The sequence below is a fragment of the Pseudovibrio sp. SCP20 genome, assembly GCF_057774105.1.
This window is the reverse complement of the sequence record NZ_JBYMDH010000005.1, coordinates 368,102-384,175: the sequence shown is the minus strand read 5'-3', so window position 1 is coordinate 384,175 and position 16,074 is coordinate 368,102. Positions and strand designations below refer to the sequence as shown.

Here is a 16,074-nt window from a genome sequence, read left to right as displayed (position 1 = left end):
GAAGGTTCCGCAAGACAAACTGCTTAAGAGGACGGTACCGTGCTGCTGAACACGCCGATTTGTGACTTTGGTTGGAAGGCTCCGGATTTCACGCTTAAAGACGCTGACGGGCAGGGTTTTACGATGTCGGAACACATTGATGAGAACGGTCTGTTGATCGCATTTATCTGTAATCATTGCCCTTATGTTCAGGCGATTGGCGATCGGTTGGCAGCAGATACCAAGCTTCTGATGTCAGAAGGCTTTGGTGTACTGGCGGTCATGTCCAATGACTACAAATCGGTTCCGGCAGATTCCCCTCCTAAAATGAAAGAATTTGCGGAGCTCTATGGATTTGAGTTTCCGTACCTGATCGATGAAGATCAATCCATCGGCAAGACGTATGGTGCTGTATGCACGCCTGACTTCTTTGGTTTGAACAACAAAGGCGAACTCCAGTATCGCGGCCGTCTGGATGATGCAGGGTTTAATGACCCCACAGGACGAACACCCGAATTGCTTAACGCAATGCGTTTGGTTGCTGAAACTGGCTCTGGACCTAAAGATCAAGTGCCGAGCATGGGCTGTTCAATAAAATGGATCGATTAGTTCCATAATGTTGATTTTGCGAAATGGAGTCTATGGGTTTGGTTCTATGCAAACCCATAGCCTCTTCTAAAACGAGATCCTCACTAACATTGTCAGGATCTCATAGACGCTACATTTAGATATTGTGGAATCTGAAACAGACTTTTTTGCGTTAGCGAACTACGCTTCAAGCTCTTTTCTTAAAGATCGTTGGTGGCTCATATAGATGATCTTTTTGATCCTTTATAAGCTCTGCAAGAGGTTGCCTCCATGACCTTGGAATGCGCCCATTGATTGTGGGGTTGCCAACTCTTCCAGTAAAAGCAATTTGTCTACCGGGTACTCCATAAGTGCGATGAACTGAGTTTGATAGCTTCTTAGCATATTTGAGTGCCCAAGTTTCAGCGGTAAAAGGCACATTATCTTCAACGAGAGCTGAGAATGCGAGTGGTCCATAACTTGGTTGAAGCGCTAAGCCTTGCTCCTCCGCGGTTAGCCAGAAGCGTTGTAATGCTCGGCCAGCGTTGATGACTTCCACATCACTACGTCCAGTCTTGTCATCTCTCCAATGTAATGAAAAAAGCGCTGCACTGCGAAAGCCGCGCGAGACATCAAGCTCTAATGATGCACTTAACCAACCAAATAGATATCGGTTTAAGACACGAGTTCTCGTCCAAGTCTTGCTAGCCCATGGGATCATCGCTGATATTGGCTTGCTGAAACCTACAGATGAAATTGGCAGGCCCTTCTCCGGGTAATCTGTATCGAAGTGGACTCCTTTTTCTCTCATGATCATGCCTTCATGAATAGAGAAGAAGAGCTTACTTGCCATCATGTTGATAGCAATCACTCGCCATTTTGAACGCCAATCTTCACGCCAGTGGACTTCTACGCAAGAGCTAACTGCATTTGCTAGGTTTTGTTTTTGCTCCGTAGATAAGCGACTGGTTTTGTAAGGAAAGCGATTGGTTGTACGTCGCTCAATGTAATCCGAGAGTTTGTCCGAAACAGCTGATGTCTGCTCAGAAAATAAGACATCGACGTAGGAGTTTTGCCCCTCTGATTGATAGGTGTAAGTTGTTGACCATCCGTATTGAGAAGCCGCAATACTTATCGTTTCAATGAGCGTTCCGATAGCTATTAGTGTTGGGCGCCCTCCATACTCGTAAAGAACCTGCTCTGATGGCGGCGTGATGTGAACGCGAACGGCCTGCTTGCCCAACAACTCAAACTTCCATGGTTGGGCGTTGTCTCCGCTGGGAGCCCATCGTGCTCTATCAAGAATTTTGATGATCGGTGTTGCATCAGATCCGACGCTTGATGGGTTGCGCGAGTTATCATTTGTGCCGGGTAGCATGAATAAATCTCCTAAAGTAAGGACTTAGGAGCACAGTAATTTTGCTATGCTCATGAATGAAACAAAGAATTATTATTCAAATCATTCTGGCTACCAGAGGTATTCATTGCAATTATTGTGATGTATTAAGCTTAACAAATATCGTTAATATAATGTTTCCCACCTCAAAAAACAAAAGAAGCCTGCGCGGGGCGCAGGCTTCTTGTTCAGCGGTGTTATTATTGTTGTTAGCTGACTGCGATACCTGGGAAGATGATCAGCAGGGCTACGGCGACGATCTGGATCATGATGAAAGGCAGCAGGGCCTTGAAGATCTCGCCGAGGCTTATGTCGGGTGGTGCCACGCTTTTTAAGTAGAAAGCGGCGGGACCGAATGGTGGTGACAGGAAGCTCACCTGCATGTTCATGGCGAACACAACACCGAACCAGATTGGATCGTATCCAAGCTGTGAGACGATAGGCACGAAGATCGGCATGGTGAGCAATGCGATGCCAACCCAATCCAGGAACATGCCGAGCACGAACAGGATCAGCATCATGAATAAGATCACGATGGTTGGGTCATCAGAGATGCCAGTGATTAGTGCCTGAACGAAGCGAATGCCGCCCATCAGGTTGAACACGCCGACCAACGCGGATGCGCCTACACCAATCCATACGATCATACCGACGGTAGACAGCGTTTGCTTTGCTGCACCCATGATGAGTTTCAGGGTGAACTCACGGCGGATGATGGTGGAGATTGTTACGCCGAGCACGCCAATCGCAGAGGCTTCCGTCACACTGGCGATGCCGCCATAGATAGAGCCAAGCACGAAGACCACAACGAGGATCGGTAGGAACAGCCCCTTCAGAAGGCGGATCTTCTCGGAAAGTGGGATCTCCCCTGCTTCCGGGATCGGTGCGACTTCAGGGTTGGAGTAGGCGCGGATCAGAATATAGGCCGCATACATGGCTGCCAGCATCAGACCCGGGAAGAATGCTGCGGTGAACAGATCGCCAATGGAAACACTAGCCGTCAGGCCATAGATGATCAGCACGATGGATGGTGGGATCATGGTTCCCAAAGCACCACCTGCGCAGCACACACCGATGGCGAGTTTGCGATCATAACCAAGGCGTAGCATCTGTGGCAGGGCGATCACGCCGAGGAGAACCACCTCACCGCCGATGATGCCTGACATGGCCGCCAGAACAACAGCCACGAGCAGTGTCTGGATGGCGATGCCGCCACGAAGGCGCCCGCCGACCAGACGCATGGCGTCGAACAGATCCCTGGCGATGCCAGACCGATCAAGGATCGCGGCCATGAGCACGAACATGGGAACCGAGACGAAAACAAAAGAGTTCACAAAGCTGAAGATGCGGCTGACGATGAGCGGCACCGCGCCCGGGCCGAACCAGCCCAATGCGAAGATGAGAGCAACCAGCAGTGTGACGAACGCAAGAGGCATGCCCGTCAGCAGCAGGAGAAGCAATGAGCCGAACATCAGAAGCGTAGCCACCTCGATGCCCAGAGCTTTAAAATCCGGGATCAGGAAGAGTAAATCGGTCATTTTTTCTTAGCGTAGTTGACGGCCAGAATTGCAAATTGCAGGCACATAAGAATGAGGATGCCAAGCAGGAACAGTTTCAGTAGCCCTGGTGTTGGCGGGTTCCATGCCGAGCCGGATGTCTCCAAGCGAAAGTCGCCGGAAGGTGTCCAGATTGCGCGCTTCACAACGAGCCAGCCTGCCCAGGAGAACAAGGCACTGGCGAGCGCACAGGCAACGGAAATGGCAACGTTGAAAACGCGCCGCATTTCGGGAGAAAGTGCATCATAAATGAGAACCACACGGATGTGCTTGTTCGTAGATGCGCAGTAAAGACCACCAAACAGGAATGTTGTCGCCGTCAAAAAGATAACGGTTTCATGGGCCCAGGTGGTAGGTGAGTTAAACAGGTATCGCATTGCGACTTCCACAATCAGAATTGCAGCAGACAATACGATTGTGAGTGAAAACAGCGTGCCGAGTCTTGCTATTACGCTCCCGAACAGACCTGCTTCAGGTATGGCCTTCTGGCCTTTGTCCTTATCTTCTTGATCTGACATTCACCTTGCCTCCCCCGCTAGGTACCGAACCGTCGGGGAATTTGACGGTCCGGTATGTTTCACGCGATTAAAATCGGCTTACTCAGCAAGCAGACCTTGCTCTTTCAGGTAAGCAGACAGTACCGCGTAAACGCGTTTTGCGTTCTCAGATTTTTCAGCAACTTTTTCCCACTGAGAGCGTGCGATTGTACGGAACTTAGCACGTTCTTCTGCAGACCAGTTGTGAACGGTGATGTTTGGATCTGCAATAGCTTCTGCCACTGCAACAGCATCACGCATGGAAAGCTGAGCGGTGATGTCACGTGCGTAGTCACGAACGGACATTTCCAGGATTGCCTGAATGTCAGCTGGCATTGTGTCCCATGTTGCTTTGTTCATGGAAACTTCAACCAGTGGCATGGAGTGGAAGCCTGGGTATACTGGATGGCCAGCTACGCCGTGCATGCCCTGCTGGTGGTTGGTGGAGAACACAGTGTAGTCAGCTGCGTCGATCACGCCTTTATCCAGAGCGGTGAACACTTCAGAACCTGGCAGGTTCACAGGTGCTGCGCCAGCTGCTGCGAATACGTTCTGTACCAGACCTTCCGGTGCGCGCATTTTCAGACCCTTGAGGTCTTCAACGCCGTTCAGTGGAACTTTGGAAATGAAAGCTTCAAGACCTGGGGTTGTTGCACCGATGAACTGAAGACCATATGGGTTCAGCAGTTCGTTCATCAGCTGCTTACCACCACCGTACTCCATGAAGTTCAGCATTTCGGAAGGAGAACCGTAAGCACCAACTGGGTTAGCAATCAGACCGAAAGCAGCGTCTTTACCGGTGAAGTAAGAGGTGTCGGTGATGTGACCGTCGATGATGCCTGCAGCAACAGCGTCCTGGGTTTCAGTGTGCTGAACGATGGTGCCTACTGGCAGCATTTCGATGTTCACACGGTCGTTGGTGAGAACGCCAACACGCTTTGCCCAAGCCTGCTGCAGTTCAAAGTTTGGGTTACCAGCTGGGTCAGAAGACTGGAAACGCAGCGAAAAATCTGCTGCAAGTGCCGTGGTTGCGGTGGATGCTGCAATCACTGCTGCAGCTGCAAATTTCAAAAGTTTCATACTCACAGTACCTCCCTGAAGAGTATTCAGTATATTGGTGACCTCAGGCCACAGTTTCCGGCATGATTTGGCGCAAAATTTGATTGATGATTTCAGTTTTAGCGCCACTCACATCGATGTTTATGTGCAGCTCGTCAGATGACGGAGGCTGCAGGATTTCCAGTTGGCTGTCGAGCAGCTCAAGCGGCATGAAATGATCCTGCCGATTCACCATTCTTTCGCGAATGAGATCTTTTGATCCTGAAAGGAAGATAAAACAGGCATGAGGCACGTAACTGCGGATGATATCGCGGTACGACCGCTTAAGAGCGGAGCATGCAACAACAACAGCAGGTGTTGCCTCTTGCTTGGACAGGTCAACAATCGCTTGTGAAAGATCGTTCAGCCAAGGCCGGCGCATTTCATCCGTTAACGGATGCCCCCGGCCCATTGCTTCAATATTGTCTTCAGGATGAAAATCATCGGCCTCGACATAGGTCGCCGGTAAACACGTAGCCAAAGCGCGTGCCACTGAAGTTTTTCCGACGCCACAAACACCCATGACGACAAATACTGATTTTTTATAGTCTTCCACGGCCCTAGTTTTCCTCCTAAGAGAATTTGATCATAAATGATTGCGCAATCATTTTGCAAGGGGTATCTGAAATATCTAAAAAGGCGCTCAGGAATAGGGAGTATTTTTTGATGCCAAAACCGACGCTTGTAGATGTTGGACGAGAAGCTGGAGTTAGCGCAATCACAGTTTCCCGCGCTCTTCGCTCACCGGAAAAGGTGTCGGAGGCTTTGCGCGCCAAAGTTGAAATTGCTGTGAAAAAACTTGGCTATGTGCCGAACCAGTCTGCTTCTACTCTAGCGTCAAATAAGTCCAGTTCCATCGTGGTCATGGTCCCTTCCATCTCGAACAACGTGTTCACAGATGTGCTCGGGGGAATCAGCGACTCACTGTATGGATCGCGCTTCAACATGCAGATCGGTTACACCAACTACGACTCGCTGGAAGAAGAGCGTATCCTGCGTTCGTTCCTGAACCCTACTCCCTCAGGTGTGATTATTTCCGGTATCGAGCAAACCCCCGAAACCAAGCAGATGCTTGAAAATGCAGGTGTTCCTGTTGTTCAGATTATGGACATCAGTGAAGATCCAATCGACAAGATCGTGGGGTTCTCTCACGACAAGGCAGCTGAAACGGCAACGCAGCACCTCATCGATTCTGGCTACAAAAACATCGGCTTTATGGGTGCGCAGATGGATCCTCGTGCTCAAAAGCGTCTGGCAGGTTTCAAGAAGGCGATCAAAGCCAATGGTGAGCTGCAGGAAAAGAGCATCGCGGTAACCAACAAGCCCTCCAATGTACAACTAGGGGGTACATTGTTCGGCAAGCTGACATCGCAATTTCCAGAGTGTGATGCGGTTTTGTGCAACAACGATGACTTGGCGATTGGTGTTTTGTTTGAGTGTCAGCGTCGTGGGATCAAGGTACCGGAAGAGTTCGGCATTTGCGGCTTTAACGACCTAGGCGTCTCATCAGAAACCGTTCCGAGCGTTACATCGGTATCAACAAATTTGCGTGAAATCGGTCGATTGGCCGGTGCAATGGTGATTGGCAAAGAAGATGCGCCGACTGATCCAATTGTTGACTTGAGCTATCATATCTGCGTGCGCGAGAGTACCAGAAGGTCTTAGACCAGAGCAGTCACTCTGGCCCTTTGATCAGTGATAGTGTTTGCAGCGGGATGTTTTACCCAGTCCCGGATTGAAGCTGTTTGTCGGGTCGATTGATTTGTAAAACTCGACCAGATCCGGTTTGGCTTTGTAGATGTGTCCGACATTATGTTCTGCCGGATACTCCGCACCACGAGTGTCCAGAATCTCAAGCATTTCCTGCTTGAGTGCCGCCACATCAACGCCCTTCTTCACGATGTAATCCTGATGAAGCACATGGCACATGAAGTGCCCGTAATAGAGCCGGTGGATCAGTTTGTCTTCGATGTGGTCAGGCAGTTGTTCAAACCAGCTGCGATCATCGCGGCGCAGAGCAATATCCAGTGCGAGAATATCTTCAGCAGCATCACCATGAACGGCTTTGTAGCGCACTGCTGCTCCGGCAGCGGCAAAGCGGTGAAGCGCTGCCATCTTGCCTTCGGTGGCATCACACTCAAAATAGCCCCCTGAGCGAGATGCAAAGAAGTCTTTCAGGAAGCCCCCTGCCTCATCAATCCCTTCATCGCTCATCTTCAGGATGAGATGATGTTCGTAGTCTTGACGATACTGGGTCATGCGCTCTGGCAGCACACTCGGCCAGATTTTCGCCAGCACCTGCATGAAGCGATCTGTCAGGTTCTTTGGCAGGAAGCTGATCTTGTTCAGATAAGCATCCATCGCACCTTTCAGCGCAAAGAACATGGGTAAGCGATCCGTACCAAGATGATTGATCATCACCACGGTGTCTTTGCCGTACTTCTCTGAGATGTCGAAGGCTTCACGGTGCATGTATTCCGCGGAAACCGGCAGGTTCTGGAAATGCGAGAGGATATGGCGGCGCAGTTCAGTCAATTCAGCCGGATCATTGGTGCCGATGTAGAAAGTCTTTTCTGCGCCAGCTTTGGGGAACGTATCCAGACGAACAGCAAACACACCCAGCTTACCTGCGCAACCGCTGGCCTCATAAAGGCGACGCTTGTCAGCGTTGAAGCGGGCTGGGGTTGAGGCATTCACTTCCCGAACACGGCTGTGATACTCGCTATCAGAAGCTTTCTGGTTGGTGTCCTTCACATCTGCGGATGTGTAATTACTGTTTTCCAGATTAGTGAGGATCTCTTCAGCGGAGTCGCCAAGTTCTATGCCGAGGTGATTGACCAGCACCAGCTCACCGTTGGCGTTGAGCTGCGCAAAAAGGGAAAGCTCGGTGTAAGACGGGCCGCGGTTGACCAACGAGCCGCCGGAGTTGTTGCAAACACCGCCAATGATGGAAGCACCGATACAGGATGATCCAATGACCGAATGGGCCTGACGACCGAGTGGTTCCAGCAGTTTCTCCAATTCGAACAAGGTTGAGCCGGGAAAGCTGATGATCTGCTTGCCGCCATCCAGTGGCTGGATTTGGGTCATACGGTTGGTGTTGATGAGCACTACATCGCGCTCGTAGACACCCTTCGGTGTCGAGCCTTCTGTGAGACCCGTGTTGGCCGCCTGCATGATGACGATCTTATCCGCCGCAACACAGGCTTCCAGGACTTTCCATTGCTCTAGCAATGTGCCGGGGCGGACAACTGCGATGGCCTCCCCTTCTCCAGAGCGGAACCCTTTACGGAACCGCTCTGTTTTCTTTGGGTCGCTGAGAACGTGGCGGCTGCCAACGATGATCTCAAACTGCTTGATCAGTTCTGCGTTGGTCATCACGACATCCTAGTAGGCGACGGATGGAAGCCATGTGGCCAACGGAGGCATGTAGTACACCAGCATCAGACCCAACAACTGCAGCAGCACGAATGGAATGATACCGCGGTAGATGTCAGTCAGCTTGATCTCTGGAGGACACACGCCCTTCAGGTAGAACAAGGCGAAGCCAACGGGCGGTGTCAGGAACGAGGTCTGCAGGGTTACTGCCACAAGGATCACGAACCAGATCAGCGCAGGCTCATCAATCACACCATAGCCGCCAATGTCGAGACCAAGGCCGTTGATGATTGGACGCATCAGAGGCAGCACAATCAGGGTGATCTCGATCCAGTCCAGAACGAAGCCGAGCAGGAAGACGATGAACAGGATGAACAGAACCGTTCCGTTTGCACCGAAACCTGTAGAGGCCACCATCTCTTCGATCAGTGCATCACCGCCCATCTCACGCAGCACGTAAGAGAAGATGGTTGCGCCCAGGAAAATCGCGAAGATGTAAGCGGTGGTGTTGAAGGTGGACTTCAGCACGTTGACCAGCTTGCGGAATGTGAGCTTGCGGTAGCCAAGAGCCAGCAGGGTTGCACCCAAAGCACCGATACCGGAGGCTTCAGTCGGAGTGGTCAGGCCTGCGAAGATGGAACCAAGCACAGCGAGGATCAGCAACAGAGTAGGCAGTGCTGCGATCAGAACATCCTTGATCGCATGCCAATCTGGAGCCTTTGCACCTTCTGGCACAGGAGCTGCATCACGCTTCACCAAAGCAATCACGAAGATGTACAGCAGGTACAGCATGCCAATGATGATGCCGGGGAACACCGCCGCCATGAACAGATCACCTACGGACAGAGCCATCTGATCTGCCATGATCACCAGCATGATAGACGGTGGAATAAGAATACCCAGAGTGCCAGATGCAGACACCACACCTGCTGCGAGTGACTTGGAGTACTTCTGCTGCATCATGGATGGCAGAGACAGCACGCCGAGCAGCACAACGGATGCACCGATGATGCCAGTGGAGGCTGCAAGGATGATACCGATCAGCGTAACCGTGATGGCAAGGCCACCGCGCACTGTACCAAACAGCTTCTGCATGGAAGTCATCAGGCGCTCAGCCACACCACTTTCATCCAGCATTAGGCCCATGAAGATGAACATCGGCAGCGCCACGAGCACGGCGTTGGACATGGTCGCATAAACACGGTTCACGGTTGCGCCCAGTGTCAGGTAGTCGAGGCCAGTGAACGTGCTTTCCAGGCCAGTCCACGCCATGTGGTCGTTATCAAACAGGTAAGCTAGACCGCAATAAGCGATGCCGACACCTGCCAGCACCCAGGCAACAGGGTAGCCGGAGAAGAGCAGCGCAATGAAGGTGAGGAACATTGCGATGACGAGCTTCTCTTCGGTGGTCTCCACGAGGAAAGACAGGCCGTAAGCAACTACAGCAAAGCCAAGGAATGCGAGGAGGATGAGGCGGATGCCCTTCCCTTTTCGCTCGCTCTCACTGTTGACCCAGATTGCGTGAACGTCGTGAATAAGGCGGGCGAGCGCTGCAACTCCAAGAAGGACAAAGCTTAAGGGGATGATTGCTTTGAAGGCCCAACGCGCAGGCAAGCCTGTTGGGCTGGAGGAGCGTTCGCCAACGCGGAAACTGTCGTAGAAATAGTCGTAGCCCTGATCCACCATCAGATAGATGAATGGAACCAGCAGCGCCAGAATACCAACAATCTCGATGATGCGCTGAGTACGTGGGCTCAGCTGCATGTGCAGCAGGTCAACGCGTACGTGGCTGTCTGTCACCAGTGCGTAGGAAATGCCCACCATGGTCACCAGACCGTAGAGGTGCCATTGCAGTTCATCGAGCTTAGGGAAGTTGTAGTTAAACAGGTAGCGCATTGTTACCTGAGTGACGATTGCGAGGATCAGGAACAGGTTGGCCCACATAACCACGTGGCCAACGCCCTTTACAAAGTGATCCAGTGCAACGGCTATGGGTTGTTTGTCAGTGTCTTCGTGCTCGAGAATTTCTTCAAAGAGCTCAATTGGATCTGAAGTGTCCTGAGGATTTTTTATCATAGCATTCACTCTTGCAGGTCAACGCCGCAACTATCTGGGCTGGAAGGCTGAGGCCAATAGCAAAAAAGGGAGCGGCAAAAGGGGGAGCCGCTCCCAAGTTTTTATTATTTACGCGGCAGGAACGCGTTTTCTTTCCAGATTTTGTAGTTGTCGCGGAACTGGTTCAGGTCAGCCAGAACCTTCGCGAAGAACGCATCGTTCGCAGCTTCTTCCTGAGCAACTTCGTCCCAGGTTGAGCGGAACACGTCGAGCATTTCAGGAGACCACTGCTTGATCTGAACGCCATTGTTGTTGACGTTGTCGAGCAGAGCTTCATGCTGGATTGCTTCACCTTCTGCAAAGCTGTCAGTCACAGATGCCTTACAGGCGTTCTCGATGATTGCTCTGTTGGTGTCGCTGGTTTTGTTCCAGACGTCTTTGTTGATCAGCAGCTCAAAGACAGTTGCCTGCTGGTGCCAGCCTGGGAAGTAATTATACTTTACCAGTTTGTGGAAGCCGAGGCGTGCATCAATCGCTGGCATGGAGAACTCTGTCGCGTCGATCGCGCCTTTTTCAAGCGCCGGGAAGATCTCGCCACCTGGCAGCAGGGAAGTTGCAACGCCGAGTTTCTGCATCACCTTACCGCCAAGACCGAAGAAACGCATCTTCAGACCTTTGAGGTCTTCTGGGGAGTTGATCTCTTTGGAGAACCAGCCGGATGTCTCAGGAGCGATGATCGCACATGGCAGAACTTTTACGTTGTAGCCAGCCTGATCGTACATTTCCTGGTAAAGGGATAGGCCGTTACCATAGTAGAGCCATGCAGCGTATTCACCAGCTTCCGGGCCGAAAGGAACGGCAGAAAACAGCGGAGCAGCTGGGATTTTACCTGCCCAGTAACCTGCTGTGGTGTAACCGGAGTTGATCTTGCCGGAAGAAACGGCGTCGAGAATTTCGAATGGTGGAACCAGCTTGCCCGGCTCATACACCTTCATTTTGATAGAGCCGCCAGACATCAGCTTCAGCTGGTCAGCGACGCGAGGAATTGGGCTACCCAGACCTGGCAGAGAGGTTGAGAAAGCGATTGGCGTCTTGAGCAGCAGTTTGTCGGCTGCATTCGCAATTGGAGCTGCGAGCACAGATGCAGCGACAGAGGCGGCGAGAGCAAGGCTTAAGACAGATTTTTTCATGTTTCCTCCAAATGGCATTCGGCTGCTAAACGCGCTTTTGCGCTGTCCTCCCAAGCAGCTGATTGCTGGTAAATAATATTGACCTCTAAAATAAATCAAGAAATATATTTTGCGGTTTTAGCCATTTTTCGGGCTTGACACGCGTGTAAATACTAATGGTGCGGTTGCGTATAATTTTTGGAATTTTGTGCTTAAGGAATGGAAATTAAGCGGTAAAACAACGTATTAGTGCGTAATACATGCTTTGATATATCAATATTGTGGCTCTCTGGCCTCTTCCTCTTGAATTGGAAAATAAAATCGACCAATATTGGATTTGTGTCCGGCAGGAAGTGTAAAATGGTGTCTGTAGATAATCTTTTTGAGCCGATCGATCACGATACAGTGGTGGATTCTGTAACTGAACAGATCGAGGGTCTCATTCTGGCCGGTGTGCTGAAAGAAGGTACGAAACTGCCTTCTGAAAGGGACATTTCAGAGCGGATGGGTGTGTCTCGTCCCAAGGTTCGCGAAGCGCTGAAGCGACTGGAAGATTCCAATCTCATTACCATTCGCCATGGAGAAGGATCGTTCATCGCGCCTTTGATCAGCGCGGCAATGAGTCCTGCTCTGATCAACCTGATCAGCCGAAATCAGACGGCCTTCTACGATTATCTCGAATATCGCCGGGTTCAGGAGGGTTTTGCAGCTCGTTTGGCTGCGGAGCGTGCAACGAAACTGGATCTTGAGCGCCTAGAGGTGATCCTCGAAAACCTGCGGGATGCGCAGACTCGGGCGGATGATATCGCCTCAAAAAAGAACGATATCGCCTTCCATCTCGCAATCGTTGACGCCAGTCACAACGCCATGCTCATTCATATGATGTCTTCCATCTATGAGCTGACACAAAAAGGTGTCTTCTATAACCGCGAGTTTCTGCGGTCGATTGATGGTACAGGTGAGCAACTGCTGGAGCAGCACGAGGAAATTGGCCGCGCGATCTTCAGTCGTAATGGTGCTAAGTCAGAAGAAGCTGCGCATCGCCATATCGACTTCGTGGAGACGTCTTTCCGTTTGGGGCAGGATCAGCAACGCCGCGAACTCATCTCTTCAAAACTCTATGCTCTGCAAAGAGGTGAAGAATAATTACCACTGTTACGTATTGGGAAGCTCTGCTGCTCCCCACGCAGTGAAGGATCATTCGCAAGCGTGCCTCACGAATGATCTTGAGGATATGGTGCCTAGCGGTTCTCAATCCATGCTTTCAGGTCGGCAACGTTTGGCTCAACAAACTCCGCCATGCCGCCAGAGAACTCTTTAAAGGCATCGATGTTGATGTCATTCGTGCCGACGAGCACTGATGCACCGCTTTCCAGCGCTTTTACAATCAGATCTCTGAAGCCGCTGCCATTGGCTTCCTGTTCGCCAAACTTGTTCAGGATGAACACATCAAACGGCTGATCAATGCGCTGAGACACCTCGCCGGCTGCTTGCGCAAGGGCGGATGTGTCCAGTCGGCAACCGGAAGATTCCTTGCCGAGAGATTGGGTGATCGAGATCTGTGGGCCATCTGGCAGGACGAGCACGTCCATGTCGCAGCGGTGACGATCTTCATTCACTGTTTCTGCCTGCACGATACCGCAAGTCCGTATGCCGTCTTCCCGAAGTTTCTCAGAAAGTTCTGTCAGCACCAGTTTTCCTTTTGGTAGGGTGTAAGCAATTCTCATCTGGGGTCTTCCTTGCGCTTCTGTTTTTTCAGCTATGTGAAAACTCTCATATCAAACTGTAATAATCCTAGTTTGATCTACGCAAGGTTACCCCTGCGGCGAATGCGCACAATCTTCTTTCCAAGGCAGACTTTGCGCATTCATTGCAGGACGAAAAGTGTGGCTACTGTCTCTAGTCTAGCCGACGTGTGCCAGTTCTGGTGGGTGAAAAGCCTCAGCAAAGATATCTGTCAGGCGTGCTGGTGCCTTTGGTGATGTCGCATTGTTGAGTAGTTCCCTAACTTGTGGGGATGAGTTCGGGTCGAAACGAACAATCGCATTCGGTCCGCCAGTCAGCGTGATGGATTGTACCTTTATAGGCGATTGTGCGTAGGTGCCAAGAAGCAGCCTGAGCTCCTTTGCATTCAGTAGCTCATAAGGCTTGGGCGTGGTCAGGTGAACTCTATCGGTTTCGATGCGCCGCAGGATAACTGGTGTTTCCAAGTTGGATCTGAGGCGTACAAGACCTGCTATGTCTGTGTCTATAAGCGCTGAGGTCACCTCCTGTGCACCGAAAAGGTGATCGTACTCACGTGTAGGGTAATGGTGCCGGAGTAGTTTTAGCTCATCTCGTGTCAGCGAAACTGCGCCCTGGATTGGGCCATGAAGGAAGTGCTCCAACTCTTTTGCGCTCCAGCGATTACCGTCATAAGCTGACGACACTTTGCTTAGCTTTTGAAAGCTGTCGAACTCATATTCCATATAGTATTTGAAGAGGTTGCGCTCATCGGGAGTATCGCCATAGACTCTCTGATAGTCGGCATGCATCTCAGTGAAGTTGAGATAAGCCCCGGTTGCTGTTGTGCCATTCACGTAGTCGAACGCATCAATCACTTCGTGGCTTAAGCGTCGGAAGAGCAGAAGTGCCTCGTAGAAATCCATGTGCTTTGGAGTGCAGGCCATGACTAGATCGTGGATGCCCAAATCCTCTCTTGCAACCTGAAACATGTACTTCAGCAAGGCATGAATGAGTGAGCCTTCCTGAGAGCGGTAATCTGGGTGAACTGTGAGTGAGGATGCTTCAGCGATGCGCCGATCCCACTTCGCGATGTGATCCAGAGTAAAAATCTGCTCAACAGGCAGTTCTTCTTGAGACTTTACGATAACTGTGGTGGTTGCGATGACGGTATCACCCTGTTTTGCGATGAGAGTATAGCTGGATGGGAGGATGTAGTAGGGCGTGAACCTGTAGCCCGTACCGTCCTCCTTCATGTAACCCACCTGGGTATAAGAGTCGTAGAGTAACTTGCAGACCTGGGTGAGCTCTTCAGGTGTATCTGCTTGTTTGAAAATGACGCCTGCGGGAGGGCTGTTTTGCAGCTTTACCCTTCTCCGGAAAATGGAAAACTTTCGCGATCTGGCCGCTTCATGATTTGCGCAGTGCTGATTTGTATTGATCATGCTCAATCACCTTTACTTGAACAATCTCGCTTGTTGCAGAATAAAAATTGAAATTACCTAAAGTTATAATTCTGCAATGCTTTGATGAATCTGAATAGAATAAAAATAATATTAACGTTAATATTATAATTAACATTGACAAATACTTGTTATGACAAAAATATGCTTAGTTGGGTTGTGTTTTAAATTTAAGCGCAATCGATAAATTATATTACTGAGCGCGATGAGCACTTGGATTGAATTCACGTTTTATTTGTGGAGGAAGGCATTGACTGTTTTAGCTGCATCCCAAGTTCATGAGGTATCACCGGTCGCAAATACCGGATTTTCCTATGAAGCTGCATTTTCCAGAAACATCGGATGGGTCACTGAAGAGGAGCAACAACTGCTTCGAGGCAAGCGGGTTGCCATTGCGGGAATGGGTGGTGTCGGTGGTATCCACGCCGTTACACTGGCGCGTCTGGGCATTGGTGCGTTCAGTGTCGCAGATTTTGATCACTTCGATATCGTTAACTTCAATCGCCAGATTGGCGCAACCGTCAGCACACTTCAGGAGCCGAAGGTCTCGGTGATGTCTGAGCAAGTGCGAAACATCAACCCGGAGGCGGATCTTCGCGTGTTTCCTGATGGCGTAACAGATGAGAATATCGATGCCTTCCTTGAAGGCGTAGACATGTTCGTTGATGGGTTCGATTTCTTCGTGCTTGGCATGCGACGCAAAGTGTTTGCGAAGTGTCGTGAACTCGGCATCCCGGCTGTGACTGCCGCGCCTCTTGGTATGGGGACAGCCTATCTATGCTTCACACCGGATGGCATGAGCTTTGAGGACTACTTCCAGTTTGAAGGCGAAGACGAGCTGCATCAGTACTTCAAGTTCCTGCTCGGCCTTGCCCCAAGTGCGTTACACCGTCATTCATTGGTTGATACCTCTCAATTGAACCTGAGTGAGGAACGCGGCCCTTCGACGGCTGCCGGGTGTCAGTTGGCTGCAGGAGTTGTGGGAGCGCAGGCTGTGAAGCTGCTGCTTGGTCGTGGGCCTTTGAAGCCTGCCCCTTGGTACCATCACTTTGATGCCTATGAGGGTAAGTTCGTCACCAAGCGCCTCCCCTCCGGAAATGGCAACTTCTTCCAGAAACTGAAGCTTAAGAAAACGATGAAGCTGTTTTCTTAGGA

14 protein-coding genes are annotated in these 16,074 nt (G+C 50.8%); 4 read left to right on the top strand and 10 right to left on the bottom strand.

The features are described from left to right. Positions 1–39: 39 nt before the first annotated feature. Positions 40–588 carry a thioredoxin family protein gene (locus tag AC3CB2_RS19980; RefSeq protein WP_352935308.1) on the top strand — a complete coding sequence of 183 codons (549 nt, stop codon included), beginning with the start codon at positions 40–42 and terminating at the stop codon, positions 586–588. Positions 589–754: 166 nt separating this feature from the next. Here AC3CB2_RS19980 and AC3CB2_RS19975 read toward each other — a convergent pair whose 3' ends face one another. The 5 genes from AC3CB2_RS19975 to AC3CB2_RS19955 all read right to left on the bottom strand — a co-directional run bounded on the left by AC3CB2_RS19975 (position 755) and on the right by AC3CB2_RS19955 (position 5,688). Beyond that, positions 755–1,924, bottom strand: coding sequence for a hypothetical protein (locus AC3CB2_RS19975; RefSeq protein ID WP_352935311.1), 1,170 nt, complete (start codon positions 1,922–1,924; stop codon positions 755–757). A 227-nt stretch (positions 1,925–2,151) separates the two neighbouring features. Further along, positions 2,152–3,480: a TRAP transporter large permease gene (locus AC3CB2_RS19970; RefSeq protein WP_014284608.1), complete on the bottom strand. Its 1,329-nt coding sequence runs from the start codon at positions 3,478–3,480 to the stop codon at positions 2,152–2,154. Further along, the gene (locus AC3CB2_RS19965; protein WP_352935314.1) at positions 3,477–4,016 is read right to left on the bottom strand and encodes a TRAP transporter small permease subunit; all 540 of its coding nucleotides are present in this window, start codon (positions 4,014–4,016) and stop codon (positions 3,477–3,479) included. The genes AC3CB2_RS19970 and AC3CB2_RS19965 overlap by 4 nt, the downstream gene beginning before the upstream one ends. A gap of 78 nt (positions 4,017–4,094) precedes the next feature. Beyond that, positions 4,095–5,114, bottom strand: coding sequence for a TRAP transporter substrate-binding protein (locus AC3CB2_RS19960; protein WP_008549437.1), 1,020 nt, complete (start codon positions 5,112–5,114; stop codon positions 4,095–4,097). A 43-nt stretch (positions 5,115–5,157) separates the two neighbouring features. Further along, positions 5,158–5,688: a gluconokinase gene (locus tag AC3CB2_RS19955; RefSeq protein WP_008549178.1), complete on the bottom strand. Its 531-nt coding sequence runs from the start codon at positions 5,686–5,688 to the stop codon at positions 5,158–5,160. Positions 5,689–5,798: 110 nt separating this feature from the next. Between AC3CB2_RS19955 and gntR the strand changes: the two genes are divergently transcribed. Beyond that, a complete protein-coding gene (gene gntR / locus AC3CB2_RS19950) occupies positions 5,799–6,797 on the top strand; it encodes an HTH-type transcriptional regulator GntR (RefSeq protein WP_008549262.1) in 999 nt (332 codons plus the stop codon). A 27-nt stretch (positions 6,798–6,824) separates the two neighbouring features. Here the strand turns inward: gntR and dld are convergent, their stop codons facing one another. From dld to AC3CB2_RS19935, 3 genes are all read right to left on the bottom strand, one after another. Then, the gene (gene dld, locus AC3CB2_RS19945) at positions 6,825–8,510 is read right to left on the bottom strand and encodes a D-lactate dehydrogenase (RefSeq protein WP_352935319.1); all 1,686 of its coding nucleotides are present in this window, start codon (positions 8,508–8,510) and stop codon (positions 6,825–6,827) included. Between the two features lie 9 nt (positions 8,511–8,519). Continuing rightward, positions 8,520–10,586, bottom strand: coding sequence for a TRAP transporter large permease subunit (locus AC3CB2_RS19940; protein WP_352935322.1), 2,067 nt, complete (start codon positions 10,584–10,586; stop codon positions 8,520–8,522). Positions 10,587–10,690: 104 nt separating this feature from the next. Further along, complete coding sequence (locus AC3CB2_RS19935; protein ID WP_008549002.1) at positions 10,691–11,755, bottom strand: TRAP transporter substrate-binding protein; 1,065 nt, start codon at positions 11,753–11,755, stop codon at positions 10,691–10,693. A gap of 339 nt (positions 11,756–12,094) precedes the next feature. Between AC3CB2_RS19935 and AC3CB2_RS19930 the strand changes: the two genes are divergently transcribed. Beyond that, complete coding sequence (locus tag AC3CB2_RS19930) at positions 12,095–12,880, top strand: FadR/GntR family transcriptional regulator (protein WP_352935325.1); 786 nt, start codon at positions 12,095–12,097, stop codon at positions 12,878–12,880. A 95-nt stretch (positions 12,881–12,975) separates the two neighbouring features. On the opposite strand, the gene AC3CB2_RS19925 is transcribed toward AC3CB2_RS19930, so the two are convergent. Both AC3CB2_RS19925 and AC3CB2_RS19920 read right to left on the bottom strand, forming a co-directional pair. Next, positions 12,976–13,461 (bottom strand): DUF2478 domain-containing protein, encoded by a 486-nt coding sequence (locus tag AC3CB2_RS19925; protein ID WP_352935328.1) that lies wholly within the window; start codon positions 13,459–13,461, stop codon positions 12,976–12,978. A 177-nt stretch (positions 13,462–13,638) separates the two neighbouring features. Further along, positions 13,639–14,901, bottom strand: coding sequence for an N-acyl amino acid synthase FeeM domain-containing protein (locus tag AC3CB2_RS19920; protein WP_425328962.1), 1,263 nt, complete (start codon positions 14,899–14,901; stop codon positions 13,639–13,641). Between the two features lie 268 nt (positions 14,902–15,169). On the opposite strand from AC3CB2_RS19920, the gene AC3CB2_RS19915 reads away from it, so the two are divergent. Further along, complete coding sequence (locus AC3CB2_RS19915) at positions 15,170–16,072, top strand: ThiF family adenylyltransferase (RefSeq protein ID WP_014284616.1); 903 nt, start codon at positions 15,170–15,172, stop codon at positions 16,070–16,072. Positions 16,073–16,074 lie beyond the last annotated feature (2 nt).

Excerpts from the sequence above, each read along its gene's own strand:
- AC3CB2_RS19930 (WP_352935325.1), top strand. The coding sequence starts at position 12,095 with ATGGTGTCTGTAGATAATCTTTTTGAGCCGATCGATCACGATACAGTG.
- AC3CB2_RS19940 (WP_352935322.1), bottom strand. The coding sequence starts at position 10,586 with ATGATAAAAAATCCTCAGGACACTTCAGATCCAATTGAGCTCTTTGAA.
- AC3CB2_RS19970 (WP_014284608.1), bottom strand. The coding sequence starts at position 3,480 with ATGACCGATTTACTCTTCCTGATCCCGGATTTTAAAGCTCTGGGCATC.
- AC3CB2_RS19935 (WP_008549002.1), bottom strand. The coding sequence starts at position 11,755 with ATGAAAAAATCTGTCTTAAGCCTTGCTCTCGCCGCCTCTGTCGCTGCA.
- gntR (WP_008549262.1), top strand. The coding sequence starts at position 5,799 with ATGCCAAAACCGACGCTTGTAGATGTTGGACGAGAAGCTGGAGTTAGC.
- AC3CB2_RS19920 (WP_425328962.1), bottom strand. The coding sequence starts at position 14,901 with ATGATCAATACAAATCAGCACTGCGCAAATCATGAAGCGGCCAGATCG.
- AC3CB2_RS19965 (WP_352935314.1), bottom strand. The coding sequence starts at position 4,016 with ATGTCAGATCAAGAAGATAAGGACAAAGGCCAGAAGGCCATACCTGAA.
- AC3CB2_RS19960 (WP_008549437.1), bottom strand. The coding sequence starts at position 5,114 with ATGAAACTTTTGAAATTTGCAGCTGCAGCAGTGATTGCAGCATCCACC.
- AC3CB2_RS19975 (WP_352935311.1), bottom strand. The coding sequence starts at position 1,924 with ATGCTACCCGGCACAAATGATAACTCGCGCAACCCATCAAGCGTCGGA.
- dld (WP_352935319.1), bottom strand. The coding sequence starts at position 8,510 with ATGACCAACGCAGAACTGATCAAGCAGTTTGAGATCATCGTTGGCAGC.
- AC3CB2_RS19925 (WP_352935328.1), bottom strand. The coding sequence starts at position 13,461 with ATGAGAATTGCTTACACCCTACCAAAAGGAAAACTGGTGCTGACAGAA.